Annotated in this window: 20 protein-coding genes; 3 read left to right on the top strand and 17 right to left on the bottom strand. The window is 64.9% G+C overall.

The genetic code is table 11. From position 1 onward, the window contains the following. Positions 1 to 69: 69 nt before the first annotated feature. The gene (locus FVF58_RS22660; protein WP_149672082.1) at positions 70 to 984 is read left to right on the top strand and encodes a LysR family transcriptional regulator; all 915 of its coding nucleotides are present in this window, start codon (positions 70 to 72) and stop codon (positions 982 to 984) included. 141 nt (positions 985 to 1,125) lie between these two features. After that, on the top strand, positions 1,126 to 2,010 hold the full coding sequence (gene purU / locus FVF58_RS22665; RefSeq protein WP_149672083.1) for a formyltetrahydrofolate deformylase: 885 nt from the start codon (positions 1,126 to 1,128) through the stop codon (positions 2,008 to 2,010). Positions 2,011 to 2,057: 47 nt separating this feature from the next. Here purU and FVF58_RS22670 read toward each other — a convergent pair whose 3' ends face one another. From FVF58_RS22670 to FVF58_RS22715, 10 genes are all read right to left on the bottom strand, one after another. Further along, a complete protein-coding gene (locus FVF58_RS22670) occupies positions 2,058 to 2,915 on the bottom strand; it encodes a glycine betaine ABC transporter substrate-binding protein (RefSeq protein WP_149672084.1) in 858 nt (285 codons plus the stop codon). A gap of 146 nt (positions 2,916 to 3,061) precedes the next feature. After that, the gene (locus FVF58_RS22675; protein ID WP_149672085.1) at positions 3,062 to 4,315 is read right to left on the bottom strand and encodes an FAD-binding oxidoreductase; all 1,254 of its coding nucleotides are present in this window, start codon (positions 4,313 to 4,315) and stop codon (positions 3,062 to 3,064) included. A gap of 33 nt (positions 4,316 to 4,348) precedes the next feature. Beyond that, positions 4,349 to 5,653, bottom strand: a complete 1,305-nt coding sequence (locus FVF58_RS22680; RefSeq protein ID WP_149672086.1) for an aromatic ring-hydroxylating oxygenase subunit alpha — start codon at positions 5,651 to 5,653, stop codon at positions 4,349 to 4,351. Positions 5,654 to 5,726: 73 nt separating this feature from the next. Further along, positions 5,727 to 6,518, bottom strand: coding sequence for an electron transfer flavoprotein subunit beta/FixA family protein (locus FVF58_RS22685; RefSeq protein WP_149672087.1), 792 nt, complete (start codon positions 6,516 to 6,518; stop codon positions 5,727 to 5,729). After that, positions 6,515 to 7,684, bottom strand: coding sequence for an electron transfer flavoprotein subunit alpha/FixB family protein (locus tag FVF58_RS22690; RefSeq protein ID WP_149672088.1), 1,170 nt, complete (start codon positions 7,682 to 7,684; stop codon positions 6,515 to 6,517). The genes FVF58_RS22685 and FVF58_RS22690 overlap by 4 nt, the downstream gene beginning before the upstream one ends. Positions 7,685 to 7,688: 4 nt before the next feature. Then, positions 7,689 to 9,638 (bottom strand): (Fe-S)-binding protein, encoded by a 1,950-nt coding sequence (locus FVF58_RS22695; protein WP_149672089.1) that lies wholly within the window; start codon positions 9,636 to 9,638, stop codon positions 7,689 to 7,691. A gap of 2 nt (positions 9,639 to 9,640) precedes the next feature. Beyond that, positions 9,641 to 11,704 (bottom strand): NADH:flavin oxidoreductase, encoded by a 2,064-nt coding sequence (locus FVF58_RS22700; RefSeq protein ID WP_149672090.1) that lies wholly within the window; start codon positions 11,702 to 11,704, stop codon positions 9,641 to 9,643. An 81-nt stretch (positions 11,705 to 11,785) separates the two neighbouring features. After that, on the bottom strand, positions 11,786 to 12,322 hold the full coding sequence (locus FVF58_RS22705; protein ID WP_149672091.1) for a DUF5943 domain-containing protein: 537 nt from the start codon (positions 12,320 to 12,322) through the stop codon (positions 11,786 to 11,788). A gap of 42 nt (positions 12,323 to 12,364) precedes the next feature. Continuing rightward, positions 12,365 to 13,336 carry a dipeptidase gene (locus FVF58_RS22710; protein WP_149672092.1) on the bottom strand — a complete coding sequence of 324 codons (972 nt, stop codon included), beginning with the start codon at positions 13,334 to 13,336 and terminating at the stop codon, positions 12,365 to 12,367. A gap of 18 nt (positions 13,337 to 13,354) precedes the next feature. Beyond that, complete coding sequence (locus FVF58_RS22715) at positions 13,355 to 14,629, bottom strand: serine hydroxymethyltransferase (protein WP_149672093.1); 1,275 nt, start codon at positions 14,627 to 14,629, stop codon at positions 13,355 to 13,357. A gap of 467 nt (positions 14,630 to 15,096) precedes the next feature. On the opposite strand from FVF58_RS22715, the gene FVF58_RS22720 reads away from it, so the two are divergent. After that, positions 15,097 to 16,092 (top strand): GlxA family transcriptional regulator, encoded by a 996-nt coding sequence (locus FVF58_RS22720; protein ID WP_149672094.1) that lies wholly within the window; start codon positions 15,097 to 15,099, stop codon positions 16,090 to 16,092. Between the two features lie 126 nt (positions 16,093 to 16,218). On the opposite strand, the gene fdhA is transcribed toward FVF58_RS22720, so the two are convergent. From fdhA to FVF58_RS22755, 7 genes are all read right to left on the bottom strand, one after another. Beyond that, positions 16,219 to 17,418 (bottom strand): formaldehyde dehydrogenase, glutathione-independent, encoded by a 1,200-nt coding sequence (fdhA, locus tag FVF58_RS22725; protein WP_149672095.1) that lies wholly within the window; start codon positions 17,416 to 17,418, stop codon positions 16,219 to 16,221. A 181-nt stretch (positions 17,419 to 17,599) separates the two neighbouring features. After that, complete coding sequence (locus FVF58_RS22730; RefSeq protein ID WP_149672096.1) at positions 17,600 to 17,863, bottom strand: hypothetical protein; 264 nt, start codon at positions 17,861 to 17,863, stop codon at positions 17,600 to 17,602. 66 nt (positions 17,864 to 17,929) lie between these two features. Further along, on the bottom strand, positions 17,930 to 18,586 hold the full coding sequence (locus FVF58_RS22735; protein WP_149672097.1) for a sarcosine oxidase subunit gamma: 657 nt from the start codon (positions 18,584 to 18,586) through the stop codon (positions 17,930 to 17,932). After that, positions 18,576 to 21,578: a sarcosine oxidase subunit alpha family protein gene (locus tag FVF58_RS22740; protein WP_149672098.1), complete on the bottom strand. Its 3,003-nt coding sequence runs from the start codon at positions 21,576 to 21,578 to the stop codon at positions 18,576 to 18,578. The genes FVF58_RS22735 and FVF58_RS22740 overlap by 11 nt, the downstream gene beginning before the upstream one ends. Further along, the gene (locus FVF58_RS22745) at positions 21,575 to 21,946 is read right to left on the bottom strand and encodes a sarcosine oxidase subunit delta (RefSeq protein WP_149672099.1); all 372 of its coding nucleotides are present in this window, start codon (positions 21,944 to 21,946) and stop codon (positions 21,575 to 21,577) included. Before FVF58_RS22745 ends, FVF58_RS22740 begins: the two co-directional genes overlap by 4 nt. Positions 21,947 to 22,007: 61 nt before the next feature. Further along, a complete protein-coding gene (locus FVF58_RS22750) occupies positions 22,008 to 23,252 on the bottom strand; it encodes a sarcosine oxidase subunit beta family protein (RefSeq protein ID WP_149672100.1) in 1,245 nt (414 codons plus the stop codon). A gap of 29 nt (positions 23,253 to 23,281) precedes the next feature. Further along, positions 23,282 to 24,676, bottom strand: a complete 1,395-nt coding sequence (locus tag FVF58_RS22755) for an L-serine ammonia-lyase (RefSeq protein ID WP_149672101.1) — start codon at positions 24,674 to 24,676, stop codon at positions 23,282 to 23,284. Positions 24,677 to 24,915: the final 239 nt, after the last annotated feature.

Genomic DNA, 24,915 nt, shown 5'->3' on the forward strand with positions numbered 1-24,915 from the left:
GCGCACGCATCATGCGGCGGAAGCCCGATAATCCGGGAAACACATTCAATCGAAGATGGACAATCGACCATGGCCGACGTACGCGACGTAAACCTGAACCGCCTGGCGATCTTCGTCGCGGTCGTCGACGCGGGATCGCTGACCGCCGCCGCAGCCCGGCTGGGACTCGCCAAGACGATGGTCAGCACGCATATGCAGCGGCTCGAAGCCGAAGTGGGCGCGAGCCTGCTGGTGCGCACCACGCGGCGTCTGGGCGTCACGGAGGCGGGACGCGCATTCTACGAAGCGAGCGTGAAGATTCTGCGCGCGGCCGAAGAAGCGCTGAATGCGGTCAGCGGCGAAGCATCCCCGGTGCGCGGCACGTTGCGCGTCAGTTCGCCGATCGACTACGGCGCGCTGGTGGTCGCGCCCGCCTTGGTCGAACTGCGCCGCACGCATCCGCAACTCGATGTCGAATTGCTGTGCACCGATCAATACGTGGATCTGATCGCGGACGGCATCGACGTCGCGATCCGCCTCGGCCGGCTCGCGGATTCCAATTACCGCGCGGTGAAGCTCGGCAGTTTCGTCAAATGGCTCGTCGCGAGTCCGGAGTTCATCGGCACATGGGGCCCGCCGCGCACGCCCGCCGACTTGCCCGGGTTGCCTTTCTGCGCATTGACGGTGCTGCCGCGCCCGCTGACGCTCGATCTGCGGCGCAGCGACGGCGACGGCGAAACGCAAAGCGTGCGCTGCGAAAACGCGTTTCTGACCAACACCGCCGACGCCTGCCGCGCGGCGACGCTCGCGGGCGGCGGCTTCGGGCTGTTGACCGACTTTTCGTGCGGCGGCGATCTCGCGGCCGGTCGGCTGATCCGCCTGCTGCCGCAGTGGGCGACCGAATCCGCGAGCATCCAGGCGGTGTTTCCGCCGACCAGTCATCCGCCGGCGAAAGTGCGCGCGTTGATCGACACGCTCAAGCAGCGGCTCGCGGGCGCCGCATGAAGCGTCGTCGGCTGCAACGCTGACGCTCCCGTTCCAGCGCAACGGCGCTTAGCTTCTATCCGCGCGGGCCGCTGCCTTGCTCTACTGCGAGGATGGATGCCGCATGTCGCGGTGTCGCCTTTTCGCCCATCTGGAGAGCGCATGTCCGCCGATTCCCGTCCCGCTCAACTGGTCCTCACCGTCGCGTGTCCGAGCGCGGCGGGCCAGGTTGCCGCCGTCGTCGGCTTTCTCGACCGGCATCATTGCTATATCGACGAACTCACCGTGTTCGACGACGACCTCAGCGAACGCTTCTTCGTGCGCTGCGTCTTTCATGGCACCGGTAGTACCGATAGCGGCGAAACGCTGCACGTCGCCGCGCTGCAGCGCGAATTCACGCCGATCGCCGAGCGCTTCGGAATGACATGGGCGCTGCACGATGTCGGCACGCGGCCCAAAGTGCTGATCATGGTCTCGAAGCTGGAGCACTGTCTTGCCGATCTGCTGTTTCGCTGGCGCATGGGCGAACTGAAGATGGATATCGTCGGCATCGGCTCGAATCATCGCGACCTCGAACCGCTCGCGCAACAGCACGGCCTACCGTTTCATCATCTGCCGATCACGCCCGACACGAAGCCGCAGCAGGAAGCGCGCTTGCTCGATCTGTTCGAGACGTCGGGGGCGGAATTGATGATTCTCGCGCGCTACATGCAGATTCTGTCCGGCGCGACGAGCCGCGCGCTCGCCGCGCGCGCCATCAACATCCACCATTCGTTCCTGCCCGGCTTCAAGGGCGCGAAGCCTTATCACCAGGCGCATGCGCGCGGCGTCAAACTGATCGGCGCGACGGCCCACTTCGTCACCGACGATCTCGACGAAGGGCCGATCATCGAGCAGAGCGTCGAACGCGTCGATCATTCGTACAGCCCGGAACGGCTGCTCGCGACGGGGCGCGATGTCGAGTGCCTGACGCTCGCGCGAGCGGTCAAGGCGTTTGTCGAACGGCGGGTGTTCATCAACGGCGATCGGACCGTGGTGCTGCAATAAAAAAAGCGCCGCTGAAAAGCGGCGCTCCGTTCACCCGACTCACGCGATCACTTCACCCAGCTATCCACGCGATCGCCGTGTGCGCTGATCCACGCATCGGCGGCGGCGGTCGGCTTTTCGCCGTTCTGCGTCGCCAGCATGACGCTGTCGATCTCACCCGGCTTCCATTGGAACTTCTTCAGGAACGCGACGACCGGCGGCGCCTTTTTCTCCAGATCGGGATTCACCACGCTGTCCACGTGCTCGGCCTCGCCGAACACCTTCTTCGGATCGTCCAGGAATTTGAGCTTGTACTTCGCGAACATCCAGTGCGGTTTCCACCCGGTCACGATGATCGGTTTGCTCGCCGCTTCCGAGCGCGCCAGTTCCGCGGTCATCGCGCTGCCCGAACTCGGCATCAACTGATAGTCGAGCCCATAGGCCTTGATCGCCTCGGAGGTTTTCTGCATCACGCCCGCGCCCGCGTCGATGCCGACAATGCGCGCGCCGAACTCCGCTTTCTTCGCCTCCAGATCGCCGACCGTCTTCACATCCGCGTTATCCGGCACGATCAAGCCGATCTTCGCGTCGTTGAAGTTCGGGCCGAGGTCGACCACCTTGTCCTTGAAGTTGTTCCAGTAAGCGCCATGCGTGACCGGCAGCCACGCGGACAGCGTCGCGTCGAGGTCGCCGCGCGCCACACCCTGCCACATCACGCCGGCCGCGACCGGCACGAGCTGCACCTGATAGCCGAGGCGCTTTTCGATCACGCGCGCGGCCACGTTGGAGGTCGCGACGCTGTCGTCCCAGCCTTCCACGTAGCCGATCTTGATGGTCGGTTTCGTATCGGCCGATACGCTCACGGTGCTTGCCGCCAGCGCTGCGCTCAACGCGCTCGCCACGAATATCTTTCTGATCAGTCTCATCGCCGTTCTCCCGTTTGCCTTCAACAAAACAACCCATTGAACATTTAGAATCGCCAGCCAGAATTGCCAGGTAGCGTTGATTTGCGACATGCAGTTGTCCGCGCGCGACTTCGGCCCCTGGTTTGCGTGCGCTTCCTGCTTACCTCTTACTTATCGACGACGAGATCGCTCAAAGGCTTGCTGCAGCACAGCAGCACCATACCCTGATCGATCTCACGCTGGCGAATGCCGCCCGCGTGTTTCATCGCGACTTCACCGGACACTAGCTTGACCTTGCAGGTGCCGCACATGCCTTGCGTGCACGACGCGGGCAGCCGCACGCCGGACTTCTTCGCCGCGTCGAGCACGTGCTGGCCGCTCGCGCATTCGATCTCGCGGTGGCTTTTGACGAAGCTCACCTTGAAGCGCGTTTCCGTCTCGACCGGGGCGGCTTCGGGCGGCGGTTCGAACTCCGCTGCCTGCGCATGCGCCTCGGCAAAGCTCCCGGCAGTCACGGGCGCGTTCGCGTGCTGCAACCCGTCGGCGACATGCATCGTAGTCAATTGCGCGGCCACTTCGCTGACGGTCTCGAACGAAAAGCTTTCCTCGTGATAATGGCCGCGATCGAAACCGCCCTCGTCCAGCAGCTTGCGCACTGCCTGCATATACGGCGCGGGCCCGCACGTGAAAACCTCGCGCTCCAGAAAGTCCGGCGCGATCAGCTTGAGCAGCGGCAAGCTCAGAAAGCCGGTCACGCCAGGCCAGTTGGTGCGCGCACCGACGCGCTCGCAAACGAATGCCGTGCGGAAATGCGCCTGATTCGACGCGATCAGATCGAGTTCGCGCGCGAAGATGATGTCGTCCGGCGTACGGGCGCTGTGCACGAACACGATGTCGCTATCCTCGCCAAGTTCGTGATGCGCCCGGCTCATCGACATCAGCGGCGTGATGCCCGAGCCCGCCGAGAGGAACAGAAACTTGCGCGCCGGATGCCGCGCGCAGGTGAACTCGCCGGACGGCCCCAGCACGCGCACTTGCATGCCCGCGTGCAGATGGTCGTGCAGCCAGTTCGACACCTTGCCGCCCGGCACGCGCTTCACGGTGATCGAGATCGTGTGCGGCCGCGTCGGCGGCGACGAGATCGTATAGCAGCGGTTGATCGCTTCGCCGTCTATTTCCAGCTCCAGCGTGATGAACTGCCCCGGCTCGAATACGAACGCGCGCTCGGACGGTGCGCGGAAGAAAAAGCTCCTCACATCGTGCGTTTCGTTGCGCACGTGGCAGCACACCAGCGTGTCGTCGGCATCGCTGTTCCAGCGCGCGGGCAGCGTCTCCCAGAAGCTCGGCTGGGTGACACGGCTCGCGGCGCGCGGTAGGACCGGCTCGGTGCTCAGCTGAAACGTCGCCTGATCGCGCATCATTGTTCTCTCCCGCTCGTGGTTGCGCTATCGCGCTCAGCGCATGAAGGACACGACTTTCTCGCCGTGCGAAAGCGGCTCGGTGTCGAGCGTTTGCGGCGCATTGCCGTAATCCGCGAGACGGCCGATGTACCACTCGCAGAACTTCTCAACGAGACCCTCGGTGAACGGCGAATACGGCCCCGGCTCATACGCGCTGCTCGTCGCTCCTCGCTGCGAATACTCGACGAGTGAGCGGTCCTGATCGTTGGTCGCGCGCCACACGGCGGTCAGATTGTCGAGGTCGTAGTCGATGCCTTCGCGGGCGTCTTTGTGCACGAGCCACTTGGTGCGCACCAGCGTCTTGCCGGCCGAAAGCGGAATCACCGAAAAGCTGACGATGTGATCGCTCATGAAGTGATGCCACGAATTCGGCTGGGTCCAGAACGACAGCCCGCCAAGATCGGCCTGCTCGAAACTGCCCAGCAGCTTCTTCGACGCGATCCTTGCGTCCAGGGTTTGCGATTCGCCGTCGCGATCGAGCGGCAGGCGTTGCGTGCGAAAGCCGGTGACGAGATCGGCCAGCCGGTCGATTTCCGCCGACGGCAACTGCATCGCTTCCCATTGCGCGGTGCGCCGCGCGACGGTCTCTTCGAACGCGGCCATGCCTTCCTCGTTGGCGGGCGTGCGCTGATAGCCGAAGCCGTATTCGTACAGCGAGATGGTCAGCTCCGGATGGTTCGCGACGCAGTGATAGCACTCGCGATTGTTTTCCATCGTGAGCTTCCAGTTGCCCTCTTCGATAATGTCGATCGACGCCGCGATCTTGCAGCCGGCCAGATCGTGCGGCAGCAGATACGGTTCCATCGCGGCGCGCATCACGGCGAAGTCGGTCGGCGGATGCTCGGCGAGGCAGATGAAAATCAGTCCCGCGAGATTCTCGACGTGCACCGCCTTCAGGCTATGTTTGCAACGGTCGAACTGCTCGCCCATGTGTTCGGCGAACATCAGATCGCCGTTCAGGCTGTACGTCCAGCTGTGATACGGGCACACGATATTGCCGAGCGAGCCCTTGCTGGCGTTGCACAAGCGCGCGCCGCGATGGCGGCACACGTTGTGAAACGCCCGCACCTGCATGTCGTCGTCGCGCACGATCAGGATCGAATCGTGACCCAGCTCCACCGTGACGTAGTCGCCCGGCTCCGGCACGTCCGGTTCCACCGCGACCTGAATCCAGTGCTGACGGAAGATCGCGTCCATGTCGAGCGCGAAGATATCCTCGCTCGTATAGAACGGCGCTTCCAGCGTGTAATTCTTTTTGCGGCGTTCGATCATCGCGCGAACATCTGCCGAAACTTTCATTGTGTGCTCCGTTGCATGTCACGTCTGGCGCCGCGCCAGGCCCTCCTGGTCGCATGCTGGCCCGAACCGGAATTCAGTAATCCACCAGTTGATGCTCGCGCAAATACGCGAGGATCACTTGTGCTTTTTCGACGCAACTCCCTTCAATTACGACGCTGCCGCCACGGCTTTCGGTCGTCGTCGCCGAGAGCATGCGGGCATGGCCGGAACGCTTTTCGGCGGCGGCGAGGCGCACCGGTTTCGCGGTCGCGGGACGGATGGTCCATGCAAGGTCGTCGGGGTTGGTTGGGTGCGGATCTGTTGCGGTTTGCGCAGCGCCCAGGCGTATCGCGCCTTCGCGCAGCCGCGCATACGCGTAGGTCGGCGCGGCATTGGCCAACGGATGCACCGCGATCAGCGCGGGCAGTTGCACTTCGACGCGCCGGCGCAAACCCTTCGGCATGAATTGCCGGACTTGCGCGCAACCGTCGCGCAGGCTCAGGTCGACGGCAGCGCCGATCAACGGCATCTGCAGCGCATGCGCGACGCGATACGGCAGCATTCCGCTGTCGAACGCGCCTTCCGCGCGCGTGCCGGTCAGCACGAGGTCGTAGCCTCGCAGACGCGCGGCGAGCAGCGTCGCCGCGTCGGCCTGCGAGGCGGACGTGCCGCCCATTTCAAGCACCTCGACTACGCGCGCGCCGAGCGCCAGATACTCGCTCAACGCAGGGTTCGACGCATCGCCCGCGTGCAGCACGTCGAGCGTCGCGCCGTGCGTTTTCGCGAGCGACAACGCAAGGGTGAGCGCGGCCGCATCGTTACGGCTATAGCGCGCGGTGCCGCTCACCGGATGACGGCCCACCGAAACCAGCACGGCGATCTTCATGCGAGCGCTCCTTCAGCGACAGCGGTTGAGTTGAGCAACGCAGTACTGGTTCCACGCGCGCTGCGCGCCGCGGCCGCCGCTTCGTTGAGCGCCGCGATGGTTTCCTGCGCGTCGCCGACCACGGTCAGATTCGCGCGCTTCGCGATCGGCGCGCTGGCGTCGAGATTCACGGCGATCACGTGGCGGCAACTCTTGATCCCTTGCAAGTGCTGCACCGCGCCGGAAATGCCGAACGCGATATACACGCTTGCCTCGACGGTCTTGCCGGTCGCGCCGATCTGCTTGTCGCGCGTGAACCTGCCGTCGTCCACCGCGACGCGGCTTGCGCCGATCGCCGCGCCCAGCGTGGACGCCAGTCGCTCGAACGCGGGCACGTCGCTCACGCCGTTGCCCGCCGACACGATAAAGTCGGCCTCTTCGAGCGCCAGTTGCGCCGCGTCGATTTCGTCGATGCCGAGATCGCGCACGGCGCTGCGCGACACAGCCGCATCGCCGTCGAAACGCCACTCGACCCGCTCGCCCGCGCCGACGAACGGCAGTTTCGGCTCGACCGCATTCGGCGCGAGCAGCACGACGTCCGGTAACGCGCGCACCGCAAGCGCTGTATTCGCGTGGATATAAGCGGCCACGTGCGCGCCATCCAGCTCGACGACATGCGTCGCGACGCTGGCATTGGCGGCAGCCGCGTAGCGGCGGCCGAGGTCGCCGTCGCCGGTCGCGTTGTCAGGCAGGAAGACATGCATGGGCGCATACGCCGCAACGCATGCGGCCAGCGCGTTCACCTCGTCGAGCGGCGCGAACGTGCGGCGGTCGAACATCGGCAACGCGACCAGTTTGTCGGCGCCGAGCGCGGCCGCGTCGCCGCTGAATTCGCCGAACACCAGCAGCACGACTTCGGTGCTCGCGTCGGCGATCAGCGCGGCGCCGGCCAGCGTCTGGCGAGCGTGTTCGTCGAGCGCGCCACGGTCCGCGTGCGCGGCCACCAGCAGCGCGCGTTGCGGCGCGGCCGTCGTGCGGCGCGGCTTCGGTGGTTCGTGATGCGCGGCGCCGGGCAGGTTGACTGGCTGCGCACCCGCCACACCGGTCGCGCCGAGCGTGATGCGTCTGAGTCCTTCTGCCGTCACCGTGAACGGCCGGCGCGGGTCGATTCGTTTGAGCGTGTTCATCGCGTCACTCCAGCGCCGCAGCAACCAGTTCGGCGACGTCCAGCACTTCCGGACGCGGCCCCACCACGCCTTCGAGCATCGCCGTGCAATTCGGGCAGCCCACCGCGACGATCTCCGCGCCGGTGGCGCGCGCGTCGTCGATGCGGATATCCGGAATGCGCCGCTTGCCCGGAATATCGGTCAACGGCGCGCCACCGCCACCGCCGCAGCAGCGCCCGCGCATGCCGTTGCGCTCCATCTCCACCACCTTGATGCCGATGCTCTTCAACACGCGGCGCGGCGCTTCCGTTTCACCGTTATAGCGGCCCAGATAGCACGGGTCGTGATAGGTGATCTTGCGCTCCGTGACCGCGGCGACCGCGCGCGGCGACAGCTTGCCGCTCGCGATCAGTTCGTCGATCAACGCGGTGTGGTGCTGCACCTCATAGAAGCCGCCCAACGCGCGATACTCGTTGCGCAGGCTATGCAGCACGTGCGGATCGGCGGTGACGATCTTGCCGAACGAGTACTGCGCCAGCGTTCCGATCAGCTTGTGCGCGAGCTGCTGGAAAGTCGCTTCGTCGCCGAGACGCCGGGCCGTGTCGCCGGTATCGGTTTCGACGCCGCCCAGCACCGCATAGTCGATGCCCGCGCGGTTCAGCACCTTGACCAGCGCGCGCAGCGTGCGCTGATAGCGCATGTCGAACGCGCCTTCGCCGGCAATCAGCAACACGTCCACGCGGCGTCCCGGCTGCGCGACCTGCACCTGCAGATCGACCGCCCAGTCATAACGCGCGCCGATGTCGTAGCCGTTCGCGCTGCCGGTCTCGCGCAGATTCGCTAGAGTGAGCGGCCCCTTGCCCGGCACCCTGCCTTCGACCAGCGTCTGATTGCGCCGCATGTCGACGATCGCGTCGACGTGCTCGATCAGCATCGGGCACTCCTGCACGCAAGCGCGGCAGGTCGTGCAGGACCAGAGCGTGTCCGCTTCGATCAGGCTCGAAATCAGCGGCTTGCCGGGCGCGCCGGCATGCTTGCCGATCGCGATGCCGGGCGTCGGGCTGCCTGCATAGTCGGCATCCGTGCCGCCGACCATGCCTGTCACCAGATCCTGAATCAGCTTCTTCGGATTCAGCGGCTGGCCGGCGGCGAACGCGGGACATGCCGCCTCGCACTTGCCGCATTGCACGCACGCGTCGAAACCGAGCAACTGGTTCCAGCGAAATTCGACCGGCTTGCCGACGCCATACTCCTTTGCGTCGAGCAGCGGCGTCTTCAACGCGGTAGGCGGCACCGTATCGTGGCCCGAGCGGCCGGTGCGTTCGCTGCGATCATTGCGTTCGCGGTGGTCGGCGAAGCGCTCCTGGCGCGGATGAAACGCAAGGTGCAGCAGACCCGCGAGCGCATGCTTCATCGGACCGCCGCGCGCCGCGCCGAACGTCATCGTGAAGGCGCCCGCCGCGATCAGCAGCGCGACGACCACCGCGAGCGCGCCCGACATCGCAGCCGCGGGCAGCACGATGAACAGCGCAAGCCCGAGCGCGAACGACCCGAGCAGCAACGGCAGCTGATCCCATGGCCCGCGCGAGAGCCGCGCCGGTACCGCCTTCGCGCTATGCCGGCGGCGCCAGACGAACACCGCGCCTGCCAGCATCACCAGCGCGGCCAGCAGGATCAGTTTGTCGAGCCACGGCGAGTAGATCGCGAGGCCGTAATTGACGAACACCAGCGCCATTGCGAGGATCGCTCCGCCGGCGGTGGCGACGTGCGTTCTCGCGATGTACGGGTCGCGCGCCACCACGTGATGCAGGTCGACGAAGTAACGTTTCGGAATCGACAGCAGATTGGTCCAGCCGTAGGCGCCCGCCGCGGTCGCGCGGCCTTCGCGCCAGTAAGCGGCGCGTTTCGCGAGCGCGAACGCGAGTCCGGCTACCGACATCCACAGCAGGACGGTGATGACAAACACGGGGCTCATCGTCAGAAATCCTTGCAAAGACGCAGCGCGTCGTAGATCGCGCCGTGAATGTTGTGCATCGAAATGCAGTCGCCGACGCGAAACAGCAGGAAGCGGCCGTTGCCGAGCTCTTCGCCGAGCCACGGCTGCGGCTCGGACGCGAACAGCTTGTGCACGTCCACTTGCCCACGGTTGAGCGACTCCGGCTTGAGCGTCCAGTAAAGCTGATCGTTCGGCGTGCTGCCGTTTTCAATCACCACCTGATCGACCGCGCGCTCTTCCTGCTCCTCGGTGTACTCGTTGCGGATCACGGCGATCTTCTTGCCATCTTCCTCGTAGACCTTGTCGAGCCAGTAGTTCGGCGTATGGATCACGCCCTGCGCGTAGAGCCGCCGGTAGAAGATCGGGAACGTGGTGCCGCCGACGTCGTCGGCGACCTTCACGTCGGGGGTCACGATCTCGACGTTCGAGCCGCGGCCCGCCATGAAATCGGCGACGCCCGCACCGGCATGTGTGCTGACGCCGTCGTACACGAGCACGTTCTTGCCCGGCTCGACCTTGCCCGACAGCACGTCCCACGAACTCACCGCCAGGCCGTCCGCGACACCCCACGCCGCCACTTGCGACGTGAACGCCGAGCCGCCCGTCGCGAGCACGACGATGTCCGGCTTCTCGGCCATGATGGTTTTCTCGTCGGCGGCGACACCGAGACGCCGTTCGACGCCGAGGCGCTTCGTCTCCATGTCGAACCAGCGCACGATGCCCGCCATCTGTTCGCGTTGCGGCGCTTTTGCTGCCAGCATGATCTGGCCGCCCACGTAGTCGTTCTTCTCGAACAACACTACGTCGTGACCGCGCGACTTCGCCACGCGTGCAGCCTCGAGTCCGGCCGGACCCGCGCCGACCACGACGACCTTGCGCTTCGGCCCGCGCGTCTTCGCGATCACATGCGGCATGGTCGCTTCGCGCGAGGTCGCGGCGTTCTGCACGCACAGCACGTCGAGCCCGTTGTATTGCCGGTCGATGCAGTAGTTCGCGCCGACGCACTGCTTGATCTCATCCTCGCGGCCGTCGCGGATCTTGATGACCATATGCGGATCGGCGATCTGCGCGCGCGTCATGCCGACCAGATCGACCATGCCGCTCGCCAGCAGCCGCTCGGCCTGCCCCGCGTCGCGAATGCTCTGCGCGTGCATCACCGGCAGCTTCACCACCGACTTGATGCCGGCCGCGAGATGCACGAACGGCTCGGGCGGCAGCGCCATCGGCGGCATGCAGTTGGCGAGCGTGTTGTGCGTGTCCGCGCCCGAGCCGATCACGCCGAGGTAATCGATCAGACCAGTTTCGCTCATCGCCTGGGCGATTTCTTTGAGTTGTTCGTGATCGAGCCCGTCCTCATGGAACTCGTCGCCACACATGCGCAGGCCCACGCAGAAGTCCGCACCCACCGCCGCGCGCACCGCGTTCAGCACTTCGGTACCGAAACGCAGACGGTTTTCGAGCGAACCGCCCCATTCGTCGGTGCGGAAATTGGTGCGCGGACTCCAGAACTGATCGATCAGATGCTGGTGCGCGGCGGAGATTTCGATGCCGTCCATGCCCGCCTCCTTCACGCGTTTCGCGGCCGCCGCGAAGTCGTCGATGATGCGGCGAATCTCCTCCACTTCGATGATCTTCGCGTTGCCGCGATGCACCGGCTCACGCACGCCCGACGGCGACATCAGATGCGGCCAGTGCTCGCCGTGAAACGCCGAGCGGCGTCCCATGTGGGTGGCCTGGATCATGATCTTCGCGCCGTGCGCATGCATCGCTTCGGCAAGCCGCGCGAGCGGGTCGATGATCCTGTCGGTCGACAGATTCACCGACTTCCACCAGCCTTGCGGGCTGTCGATCGACACCGGGCTCGAACCGCCGCACACCGCAAGCCCGACGCCGCCCTTGGCCTTTTCCTCGTAGTAGCGGATATAACGGTCGCCGGGCAAGCCGCCCGGCTCCGCATAAACTTCCGCGTGCGCGGTGCTGACGATGCGGTTGCGCAAGGTCAGCTTGTTCAGCGTGAGCGGTTTGAAAAGGTTCGGGTAACGCATCGCGATCGACCTCGGAATGGATAGGCTAGTTGCGCTCTGCCGTGCTTGCGTGGATTGCGCGGGGTTGCGACAGCCGCCGCGTCAGGACGCGAGCGGCGACACTTCGAACACGCAATGCGCGTGGCCTTCCGCCGCGCAGCGCGCTTCTCTCGAATGCGACGGCGGCCCTTTGCGCGCGGCGTCCGGCGCGGTGTCGTTGACCCAGTCCATCGCGCCCGCGAACCAGCCGGCGAACATATAGCAGAGCTTGCCGACCTTGCCCGGCTGCGCGAGCACGAACGACGAATGATGCAGTTCGATGCGGGCGCGCGAATTCTGCGGATCCGCTTCGGTAATCGTGAAGATCCCCCAGCCGCGTTGCGACAGACGCTTCAGGTAGTGCTCGAAAACCGCCATGCCGCTGATGCCGTGCTGTTTGGCTTCCTTGTCGCACCAGAAATACGCGGACTTGTAGCCGGCCTTGTAGAGAATCTCCGCATACGCATCGAGGCCGAGCGCTTCTTCGACGGCGGTGTGATTGTTGGTGAAGAAATGGCGCGGCACGTAGAGCATCGGCAGCGCGTCGGTGGTCCAGACGCCGGTGTTCGCGTCGACGTCGATAGGCAGTTGGGGTTGCATGTGGGGACTCCGTTTTATGTGCTTGATCGGGTGGCTGAACGCTCAGACTTTCCAGACTTCGCCGAACACCCGCACCCAGTTTTCGCCCATGATCTTTTTGATGCGCGTTTCGCTCCAGCCGGCGCGCTGCATCGCGGCGGTCAGATTCGGAAACTCGCCGATCGTGCGGATGCCTTCGGGATTCACGACCTTGCCGAAGTTCGTCAGTTGGCGGTAACGGCCCTTGTCGTGCGTGATCCAGTCGAAGAACTCGGTGCTGTAGCCTTGTGTGAAGTCCGTGCCGATGCCCACCTGGTCTTCGCCGATCAGATTCACCACGTAGTCGATCGCCTCGATATAGTCGTCGACGGTGGCGTCGGGGCCGCGCTTGAGGAACGGCGCGAACATCGTCACGCCGACGAAACCGCCGGCGTCGGCAATCTCTTTCAATTGCTCGTCGCTCTTGTTGCGCGGATGCTCTTTCAGCCCCGACGGGCAGCAATGCGAATAGCACACCGGCTTGTTCGACGCGGCGATCGCTTCGGACGAGGTCTTGCCGCCCACATGCGACAGATCGACCATGATGCCGACGCGGTTCATCTCCTGGATCACTTCGCGGCCATAGCCGGACAGGCCGCCGTCGCGTTCGTAGCAGCCGGTGCCCACGAGGTTCTGCGTGTTGTAGCAAAGCTGCACCACGTTCACGCCGAGGTCCTTGAACGCCTCGATATAGCCGAGGTTGTCTTCGAACGCGTGCGCGTTCTGGAAGCCGAAGATGATGCCGGTTTTGTTTTCCTTCTTCGCGCGGAAGATGTCGTCGGTGGTGCGCACCAGCGTGAGAATCTCGCCGTACTCGCGAATCTGCTGCTTCATTTCGGCGATGTTGTCGACGGTCTTCTGGAAGCTCTCCCACACCGAGACCGTGCAGTTCACCGCGGTCACACCGCCCTTGCGCATGTCCTCGAACACGGAGCGCTCGAACTTCGAAATGTTCAGACCGTCGATGATGATGCTGTTGTCGTGCAAAGTGCTCATCGTTTGCTCCACGCGGACTCAGTAAATGGGGAAGCGCTCGCACAGCGCGAAAATCTCGCGGCGCACGCGTTGTTCGGTGGCGGCATCGCCTTGCGGGTGGTCGCGCAGCGCGTCGAGCACCTCGACGATCAGCCGCCCGATATCGCGGAACTCGCTCGCGCCGAAGCCGCGCGTCGTGCCCGCCGGCGTGCCGAGGCGGATGCCGGACGTGACCGTGGGCTTTTCGGTGTCGAACGGAATGCCGTTCTTGTTGCAGGTGATGCCCGCGCGTTCCAGCGCCTGCTCGACCTGATTGCCCTTCAGGCCCTTGGGCCGCAGATCGACCAGCAGCAGATGGTTGTCGGTGCCGCCCGTCACCAGGTCGACGCCCCCTGCCTTCAGCACATCACCGAGCGCCTGCGCATTGGCGAGCACGTTGTCGATGTAGGTCTTGAAGCCGGGTTGCAGCGCCTCGCCGAACGCCACCGCCTTGCCGGCGATCACGTGCATCAGCGGGCCGCCTTGCAGGCCGGGGAACACCGCCGAGTTGATCTTCTTCGCGATGTCTTCGTCATTCGTCAGCACAAAGCCGCCGCGCGGGCCGCGCAAGGTCTTGTGCGTGGTCGACGTGACCACGTGTGCGTACTCGACCGGATTCGCATGACGCCCCGCTGCGATCACACCGGCGATGTGCGCCATGTCCACCATCAGTTTCGCGCCCACGCTGTCGGCAATTGCACGCAGCCGTGCGAAATCCAGCGCGCGCGGATAAGCCGAGAAGCCGGCGATCAGCAGTGCGGGTCGGTGCTGTTGCGCGAGCGCCTCGATCTGCTCGTAGTCGATCAGCATCGATTCGCGCCTGACACCGTATTGCACCGCGTTGAACCACTTGCCCGACAACGCAGGCTTCGCACCGTGCGTGAGGTGGCCGCCCGCGTCGAGCGACATGCCGAGCACCGTGTCGCCCGGCTTGAGCAGCGCGAGCATCACCGCGCCGTTGGCCTGCGCGCCGGAGTGCGGCTGCACGTTGGCGAACTTGGCACTGAACAACTGCTTGATGCGATCGAGCGCCAGCGTCTCGATCACGTCCGCGTATTCGCAACCGCCGTAGTAACGTTTGCCCGGATACCCTTCCGCGTACTTGTTGGTCAGCACCGAGCCTTGCGCTTCGAGCACCGCGCGCGACACGATGTTTTCCGACGCGATCAGCTCGACTTGCGACTGCTGACGTTCCAGCTCTTTCAGAATGGCGCCTCGCACCGCCGTATCGCGCGCGGCCAGCGAGTCGTGGAAGAAAGGATTCGGGTTCGACATGGAAGGTCCGTGGGGTGGTTGACGAAAGTCCGGTTGCGGCGCCTGAAGCGTTGCTGCGCCGGTGTCTGCATTGCATCTATTCTTGACGCTCGCCCCGCGCGTCAATTTACGAATTCAGACGTGTTCTTTACCTTTTCCGCCATCCGCGTCCTTTTTCGACAAGTCGGCATGAACAAGCCGCGGCGCGACCGCTCGGCGACGAATAGCGCGACCCGATATAACGAATGAAATGCTCAATAAACGCCGGGTATTTGCTGCACTGCGACTGATCGCCGTGCGCTCTTCGAGTGCGCCGCACGCGTCCAGCGGCGCCGTTCTGGTGCTGGTTGTTTAGCTATCCAAGCTGTTTCTCCGCCAACCGAGGGTTTAGCCCGATGGCACGCTAGTTGCGCTACTGCTCAGAATTGAAGGAGTCGCCGCTCCCCACGGCGACGCGACATTACAGGTTCGAAGGAATCAATCCCCCCATGTCCACCGATCGCATTGCGTCGTTGTCGCACTTCGCCTTCATGCCGGTTCCCAACTTCACGATGATCGCGTTCACCAACGCGATCGAAGTGCTGCGCATGGCGAACTATCTGACGGGGCAAACCGTTTACCGCTGGTCGATCGTGAGCCCCGAAGGCGGTCCGGTCGCCGCGAGCAACGGCCTGTCGGTCGACACCGCTCCCGTCGAAGGCGTCGGCCTGCCAGACATCGTGTTCGTGGTCGGCGGCATCGACGTGCAGCACTCGACCACGCCTGCCCACCTGACGGCGCTGCGCCGTTTCGCGCGCATGGGCAGCATGCTCGGCAGCCTGTGCACCGGCACCTATGCGCTCGCACGCGCCGGCTTGCTGGCCGGTTACGCGTGCGCGATTCACTGGGAGAACATGTCGGCGCTGAAGGAAGAGTTTCCCGACACCCGCTTTCTGAAAGAGCTGTTCGTGGTCGACCGCGATCGCGTCACCTGCACCGGCGGCGTCGCGCCGCTCGACATGATGCTGAACCTGATCACGCCGCGCGTCGGCACGGCACGCGTCACGCAGATCGCCGAGCAGTTCATCGTCGAACATGTGCGCGACACCAGCGCGCAACAGAAAATGCCGCTCGTCGCGCGGCTCGGCTCGGCCAACAAGTCGCTGTTCGAAGTGATCTCGCTGATGGAGAACAACATCGAAGAGCCGCTGTCGCGCGAAGAACTCGCGCGGCTCGCAGGGATGTCGCAACGGCAATTGCAGCGGCTGTTCCGCGAACATCTGGGGATGACACCCACGCACTACTATCTGACGCTGCGTTTGCGGCGCGCGCGCGAACTGCTGCTGCAGACCGACATGTCGATCATGCACATCACGATGGCTTGCGGCTTCCAGTCCGCGTGCCATTTCTCGAAGAGCTATCGCGACGCTTTCGGCACGGCGCCCACGCGCGAGCGGCGCAAGCAGACGCCGTCGCTTGCGCCGGTACCGACTCTGGCGGCTTGAGGCGAGCGGTCCGGCTGGGCGTTTTTCTTCGCCATAAAAAATAAACGCGCTGAACGGATCTCCGCTCAGCGCGTGCGTGGCTATCGCCACGCGGTTGCGTGCATCAGGTCACGCTTCAGCCGGCCATCAAGCCGCCTTCAACAACCCGTGCGGGTCGATCACAAACTTCTTCGGCGCGCCGCCGTCGAATTGCCGGTAACCCTCGGGCGCGTCATCGAGCGACACCACGGTCACGTTGACGATGTCCGCAATCGGCAGGCGGTCCCACAAGATCGCCTGCATCAGATTGTGGTTGTACTTCATCACCGGCGTCTGCCCCGTATGGAACGAATGCGACTTGGCCCAGCCGAGTCCGAAGCGGATGCTCAGGCTGCCTTTGCGCGCGGCGGCATCGGCGGCGCCGGGGTCGTCGGTCACATACAGGCCCGGAATACCGATCGCGCCGGCCGCCCGGGTGATCTCCATCAGCGAATTGAGCACCGAGGCCGGCGCTTCTTCATGCGAGCCGCTGCTGCCGTGACCGTGCGCCTCGAAACCGACGCAGTCCACCGCGCAATCCACTTCGGGCTTGCCGAGGATCTGCTCGATCTGCTCGCCGAGCGTCGCGTCTTTCGACAGGTCGATGGTCTGGAAGCCCATCTTGCGCGCATGCGCGAGACGCGCCTCGTTCATGTCGCCGACAATCGTGCAGGCCGCGCCAAGCAAGCGCGCCGACGCAGCAGCCGCCATGCCGACCGGTCCCGCGCCCGCGATATAAACCGTCGCGCCCGGCTTCACGCCCGCCATCACCGCGCCGTGATAGCCGGTCGGCAGAATGTCGGACAGACACGTGAGATCGCAGATTTTCGACATCGCTTGCGCGCGGTCCGGAAACTTCAGCAGATTGAAGTCCGCGTACGGCACCATCACGTATTCGGCCTGGCCGCCTATCCAGCCGCCCATGTCCACATAGCCATACGCGCCGCCCGCGCGCGACGGGTTCACGTTCAGGCACACGCCGGTATGCTGCGCCTTGCAGGTCGGACAGCGTCCGCACGCGACGTTGAACGGCACCGAAACCAGATCACCGATCCTGAGCGTCTCGACGTCGCGCCCCACCTCGATCACCTCGCCGGTAATCTCGTGACCCAGCACGAGGCCGACTTCGGCGGTCGTGCGGCCGCGCACCATGTGCTGATCCGAGCCGCAGATATTCGTGCTCACCACCTTCAGGATTACGCCGTGGCCGATCGACCGGCCGCGTGGATCGACCATCTTCGGATAGTCGATCGACTGAACCTGCACCTTGCCCTGCCCTAGATACACGACGCCGCGATTGCTGCTCATTGTCTGTCTCCATGTCTTGTGAGCGGCGCGACCGACTGTACGGGGCACGCCGTTCAACGAGCGTAGCGCCCGCCGCCGCGAAGCACATGCAGCGAACGCGACATGAGTTTGGCTGAAACCGACAGGAGCGCTTTTGATCGAGCGACAGGTGCGCGCAAACCACCGCCGTGGCCTCGCCCCACTACACGCGCAAGCGCGCACGCGCAGCACCCGCCAGGCTCGCGAGCGTGTCCGCACTCAGCCGCGCGGCGATTTTCTCGACGTATTCGTGATGGCGCGCCTGCAACGGCGCGCCAAGCTGTTGCGCGAGCAGATAGCGGATCAGCGCGATGCGTCGATGCCGCAGCGCGATGCTCTGATCGAGCAGCGCGAGTGCGGCATCGGCATCGCCTTCGTGGCACGCGCGCTCGGTGAGGCGCGCGGTGGCGATGCGCGTCGACGGCATGGCGGTCAGTGGCTGCGAGAGTCGAGGGCGACGCGAGCGATGTGTGCGATCACCGCTCGCCACGCGTTACGACATCAGCGGCTCGGCCGCGTCGAGCAGGATGCGGACGAAGTAATCCGCGAAGCTGCGGCGCACGACGATCTCGAAGCTGTCCGCGCCGTTATGCAGCAAAGTCATCGACGCCTTGAAATAGTGGCTCTGCGCGCATTGCCCTTCGCCGAACAGTTTCGGATGCAGGTCGAGCGGACAACCGCGCGCCAGCACGTCGCGCGCGCGCGTGCCGCTGATTTCGAGCACCGTATAGCCGCTGCCGACATCCACCGCCGACGCGAACACGCCGCTCAACGCAGTACCGAGCTTCGCCTGCAACGGCGCGCTGCGAGCGGCGTCGTGCGCGGTGGCCGAGCGCACCAGCCACTCGTCCGGGCCGAGCCACACCATGTCGTAGCCGTTGCCGCACGCCACGGTGTTCGGCTTCTCCGGCGGCAGGCAGCCGATCACGTCCTGCACCGCCTGCATGAACGCCGCATCGCGCGTGTCTCCACGCAGGTTCACCAGTTCGAGAAACGGCCGCTCGCTCAGCCTGAACGCAGCGGACGTCACCGCCTGATGCCGTTTCAGCAATGCGTCCGCGCCCACCAGCGGCGACTCCTGCCACACACCCGTTTGTCCGCCGACGGTGCGATCCACGACCGACATCGTCCCGCCTGTTTCATTCCACATGTTGACGTGCTCCTTCGCTGTCGTAGAACACCGAACTGCTGACCTTGGCGGCGATCTGCCGACCGCTCGCAAGCGGGATCGTGACCGTTTCGCCGATCTTGTCGAGACCGCCCTTGACGACCGCCATCGCGATCGAGCGCTTCAGGATCGGGCTGTAGTAGCTCGACGTGACGTGGCCGAGCATCGGCGCGGTGTCGCCCTGGAACGGACCCGCGACGATCTGCGAGCCTTCGGGTATCACGAACGACGGATCGTCCGCGAGCAGCCCGACTAGTTGCTTGCGCCCCGCCTTCGCGGTGTCCGAGCGCGTCAGGGAACGCTTGCCGAGAAAATCCTTCGACTTCGCGACGAGGCCGCCCATGCCGAGGTCGTGCGGTGTCATCGAGCCGTCCGTATCCTGGCCGACGATGATGTAGCCCTTCTCCGCGCGCAGCACGTGCATCGTTTCGGTGCCGTACGGCGTGATGCCGAATTCCGCACCGGCCGCCATCAGCGCCTCCCACACCGCGCGCCCGACGTTTGCCGGCACGTTCACTTCATAAGCCAGTTCGCCCGAGAAGCTGATGCGCATCACGCGCGCCGCTGCGCCGGCCACCGTGCCTTCGCGATAGCTCATGAACGGAAACACGGCGTTCGCGAAGTCGATGTCGTGACAGACCTTCTGCAACACCTTGCGGCTGTTCGGCCCGACCACGGCGAACGTGGCCCAGTGATCCGTGACCGACGCGAGCCGCACGCGCATGTCGGGCCATTCCGTTTGCAGCCAGCGTTCGAGCCAGGTGAGCACGCGCGCCGCGCCGCCGGTGGTGGTCGTCATCATGTAGTGCTGGTCGGCCAGACGCACGGTCACGCCGTCGTCGAAGATCATGCCGTTTTCGTCGAGCATCAGGCCGTAGCGGCACTTGCCGACTTCCAGCTTGCCCCACGGATTCGTGTAGACCCAATTCAGCAGCTTCGCCGCGTCGGGCCCCTGAATGTCGATCTTGCCGAGCGTCGATGCGTCGAGTATGCCGACACTCGTGCGCACCGCGAGCGCTTCGCGCGCGACTGCCGCGTGCATGTCCTCGCCCGCTTTCGGGTAGTACCACGGACGCTTCCAGTTGCCGACATCCTCGAACGCCGCGCCGTTTTCCACGTGCCATTCGTGCACCGCCGTCTTGCGCACGGGGTCGAGAAACTCGCCCAGCTCGCGGCCCGCGAACGTGCCGAACGTGACCGGCGTGTAGTTCGGCCGGAAGGTCGTCGTGCCGGTCTCGGGGATCGTCTTGCCGAGCGCCTGCGCGAGAATCGCCATGCCGTTGATGTTGCCGAGCTTGCCCTGGTCGGTGCCGAAACCCATCGCCGTGTAGCGCTTCACGTGCTCGACGGATTCGAAGCCTTCGCGCGCGGCAAGGAAAATATCCGCCGCCGAGACGTCGTTCTGGAAGTCGACGAACTGCTTCGGCCCGCGCGTGGCCAGCTCGCGCCCGCCGACCAGCCACAGCGGCGCGAGCTTCGTCTCGGTCAGCTCGGCCACCTGCACCGCACTGGGCCGCGCGACGATGTGGCCGGCCGCGCGCGCCGCCTCGATGCCCGCATCGACAGCGAAGCGGATGCCCTGGCCCAGCGTGAAGTCGCCCGCGCACGCGCCGACGCTCGTCTCCGCCTGCATCGCCTTGCCGGGCACGAAGCAGGCCTTGTCGTCATGCCAATGCGCCTTGCCGCCCGATTGCGCGAAAAGATGCAGCACCGGGCTCCAGCCGCCCGACATCGCGAGCAGATCGCACGGCAACTCGCCCTGCCTGGCACCGAGCTGTCCGTTCGAATACGACGCCACCTCGACCGACGCGACGCGCAGCTTGCCGTGCGCCGCCGTGATGACCGCACCGCTCAGCACCTTGATGCCGTGGCGGCGGGCGAGCGCGGGCAGCGTGCCTTTCGATTCACCCGCACGCGGATCGATCACCGTCACCTGCGCGCCCGCTGCCTTCAGGTCGAGCGCGCATTGATAGCCGTCGTCGTTGTTGGTGAACACCACCGCGGTGCGGCCCGGCAGCACCGCGTAGCGATGCAGATAAGTCGACACCGCCGACGCCAGCATCACACCCGGCAGATCGTTGTTGCCGAACACGATCGGCCGTTCATGTGCGCCGGTCGCGAGAACCACGCGTTTGGCGCGGATCTTCCACAGCAGTTCGCGCGTACCCTTGCGCTGCGAGACCGGCAGATGATCGGTGAGCCGCTGCGTCACGGTGACGAGGTTGTGGTCCTGATAGCCGAAAGCGGTGCTGCGGCTCAGGATCTTCACGTCGGGCATGCGCCGCAATTCGGCTTCGATCTTCTGCACCCATTGCAGCGCGGGCTTGCCGTCGATCTCGGCGCGGCACGACAGCAGCGAGCCGCCGAGTTCCGGCTGATCGTCGACCAGCGTCACGCGCGCGCCGGACAACGCCGCAGCATGCGCGGCCGCGAGACCGGTGGGGCCGCCGCCGACCACCAGCACGTCGCAATGCGCAAAGCACTTGTCGTAGCGGTCGGCGTCGGGCTGTTCGGGCGACTTGCCGAGACCGGCCGCGTCGCGGATCGCTTCCTCGTACTTCGGCCAGAATTTGCGCGGCCACATGAAGGTCTTGTAGTAGAAGCCCGCCGGAATGAAGCGCGCGAACTTCTGGTTGATCGCCATGCGGTCTTTCTCGATGCTCGGCTTCGCGTTCACGCTCGCCGCTACGAGTCCCTGATACAGCTCCACTTCGGTCGCGCGCGCATTCGGTACGGTGTACGCGCCGGTTTCGAGCTGCACGACCGCATTCGGTTCTTCGACGCCCGCCGTCACGATGCCGCGCGGCCGGTGATACTTCCAGCTGCGCGCGACGAAATGCACGCCGTTCGCGAGCAGCGCGGAGGCCAGCGTGTCACCCTGATAGCCTTCGTATTTGACGCCGTTGAACGTGAAGCCCAGCGCGATCGCGCGGTTGATGCGCCCGCCGCTGGGCAGTCGGTCTTTCTGGCTCATGATGCGGTGCCCTCTTGTGCGTTGCTTCCTGCTTTGCCCTGGGTCTGGCTCTGCGTCTGGCTTTGTGACTGGCCTGGTGCGTTGGCGTCGCTGCCCATCGACAACAGCGGAAGCTCGAACGTCTCGTAGCCCTGGATCTCGTAGCTCACCGTGTCGCGCTGCGCCTTGAACCAGCGGCGGCAGCCCTGCGTGTGCATCCACTGCTCGTGATGTACGCCGCGCGGGTTCTTGCGCATGAACAGGTAGTCGCCCCATTCCTTGTCGGTGAGTTGGTCGGTATCGAGCGGGCGGGCGATACCCGCTTCGCCGCCGCAGGAAAATTCGGTTTCGGCGCGGGGTCCGCACCACGGGCATTCGATCAGCAGCATGTAGGTTCTCCTGTCGACCAGAGTTGGTGTTTCAACACTGACTCTGGTCCCATGTACAACATTAGTGCGCAACGGCAGCCGCGCCGTGCTCGTCGATCAGGTGGCCGGTATAGAAACGCTCCAGCGAGAACGGCGCGTTCAGCGGATGCGGCTCATCCCTCGCGATGGTGTGCGCATAGACCCAGCCCGAACCCGGCGTCGCCTTGAAGCCACCCGTGCCCCAGCCGCAATTGAAGTAGAGCCCCTTCACATCGGTCTTGCTGATGATCGGGCACGCATCCGGCGAGACATCGACGATGCCGCCCCACTGCCTGTTCATCCGCACCCGCGAGAACACCGGAAACATTTCGACGATCGCTTCGAGCGTGCCTTCGATGATGTGGAAACTGCCGCGCTGCCCGAAGCCCGTGTACTGATCGACGCCCGCGCCGATCACCAGATCGCCCTTGTCCGACTGGCTGATATACGCATGCACCGCGTTCGACATCACCACCGTATTGACGACCGGCTTGATCGGCTCGGACACGAGCGCCTGCAACGGATGGCTCTCCAGCGGCAGCCGCACGCCGGCCATGTCGGCAAGCGTCGAGGTGTTGCCCGCCGCGACCACCGCGACTTTCTTCGCCTTGATGAAACCCTTCGTGGTCTCCACGCCGACTACCTGACTGCCATTGCGGCGAATCCCGGTCACCTGGCAGTTCTGCACGATGTCGACACCCGCCTGGTCCGCGCCGCGCGCGAAACCCCAGGCCACCGCATCGTGCCGGGCCACGCCGCCGCGCCGCTGGATCGATGCGCCGAGCACCGGATAGCGGCTGTTCAGATTGATCGTCGGTTCGATCTCCTTGATCTGCGCGGGCGTGAGGAACTCCGCGTCCACGCCGTTCAGACGGTTCGCGTTCACGCGGCGCTCGGTGTCGCGCACATCCTGCAACGTGTGCGCGAGATTCATCACGCCGCGCTGGCTGAACATCACGTTGTAGTTCAGATCCTGCGAGAGCCCTTCCCACAGCTTCATCGCCTTTTCGTATAGCGCGGCTGATTCGTCCCACAGGTAGTTCGAGCGCACGATCGTCGTATTGCGCGCCGTGTTGCCGCCGCCGATCCAGCCCTTCTCCAGCACGGCGACATTGCGCACGCCATGCTCTTTCGCGAGGTAGTACGCGGTGGCGAGACCATGCCCGCCGCCGCCGACGATCACGACATCGTATTCACGTTTGGGCTCGGGGCTTTTCCACTGTCGCTCCCAGTTCTCGTGATACGACATCCCGTTGCGCAACAGGCTGAATATCGAATAGCGGCTCATCGTCGGTCCTTGTCTCAATGCGGTCTCTTTCAACACTCGATGACGTTCACGGCCAACCCGCCGCGCGACGTCTCCTTGTATTTCGTCTTCATGTCGGCGCCGGTTTCGCGCATCGTCTTGATCACGTTGTCGAGCGACACGTAGTGCTGGCCGTCGCCCTTCATCGCCATGCGCGCCGCGTTCAGCGCCTTGATCGCGCCCATCGCGTTGCGCTCGATGCACGGAATCTGCACGAGTCCGCCGACCGGATCGCAGGTCATGCCGAGGTTGTGCTCCATGCCGATTTCGGCGGCGTTCTCCACCTGGGCGGGCGTGCCGCCCATCACGGCGGCGAGCGCCGCGGCGGCCATCGAGCAGGCCACGCCCACCTCGCCCTGGCAGCCCACTTCGGCGCCGGAGATCGAAGCGGTTTCCTTGTAGATGACGCCGATCGCGGCGGCGGTCAGCAGAAAGTCGACGATGCCCGCGTCGCTCGACGCATGCATGAACTTCACGTAGTAATGCAGCACCGCCGGAATCACACCGGCTGCGCCGTTGGTCGGCGCGGTCACCACGCGGCCGCCGGCGGCGTTTTCTTCGTTCGCGGCCATCGCGTACAGGTTGACCCAGTCGAGCATCGACAACGGGTCGCGCAGCGACTCTTCCGAGCGCGTGCGCAGTTGCGCGCACAGATCGGCGGCGCGGCGCTTCACGTGCATCGGGCCGGGCAACTCGCCGTGCACCGTGCAGCCGCGCTCGACGCAGGCGGCCATCACGCGCCAGATTGCCAGCAGGGCTTCGCGCACTTCGGGCTCGGTGCGCGTCGCGCATTCGTTGCGCAGTGTCACCTGCGCGATCGACAGGCCGGTTTCGCGGCACACCCGCATCAGGTCGGCGCCGGTGCGAAACGGATACGGCACCTGCGCGCCGGCACGCAGGCCGTTCACGCGATCGCCTTCGCGGTTGACCACGAAGCCGCCGCCGATCGAGTAATACTCTTTCTCCACCAGCAACTGGCCGTGTTCGTCGAACGCCTGAAAGCGCATCCCGTTCGGATGCACGATGCCCGAGCCCGGCGCACCCGGCATCAGCTTGCGGAAGAAGCCAAGGTGCTCGCGCTCGTCGAAGCCGATCGCATGCTTGCCGAGCAACACCAGTTGCTTGGTCTCGCGGATCGAGCGCAAGCGCGGCTCGATCAGGTCCGGGTCGATCAGATCGGGCAGATTGCCTTCGAGTCCGAGCAAAATCGCCTTGTCGGTACCGTGCCCTTTGCCGGTCGCGCCGAGCGAGCCGAACAGATCGACCTTCACGCGCCGCACGAAGCCGAGCAGGTTCGCGTCTTCGATATGCGAGGCGAAGCGGCAGGCGGCGATCATCGGCCCGACCGTGTGCGAGCTGGAAGGACCGATGCCGATCTTGAACAGATCGAAGACGCTGACGTTCATGGGGTGCCTTGTGCGTAGGTGCATCAAGTGAATGTGTCGCTATTGCACCGCACGCCGCTTTGAATCGCTAGAATAAAAACGGCATGACAGTGGGATAGTGGCGTCAAGCGGGCCACCGGCCAAGCGTGGCGGCGCATTTGCGATGACTTCTGACGCATTGGCGACAGGCGTTGGTCTCGAGGCTCGCGATGCTGGCCTGGCAACGGCAGCGTTGGCGTCACTGAATGGACATGGCAAGC

This window comes from Paraburkholderia panacisoli (assembly GCF_008369935.1).
Classification (GTDB): Bacteria; Pseudomonadota; Gammaproteobacteria; order Burkholderiales; family Burkholderiaceae; genus Paraburkholderia; species Paraburkholderia panacisoli.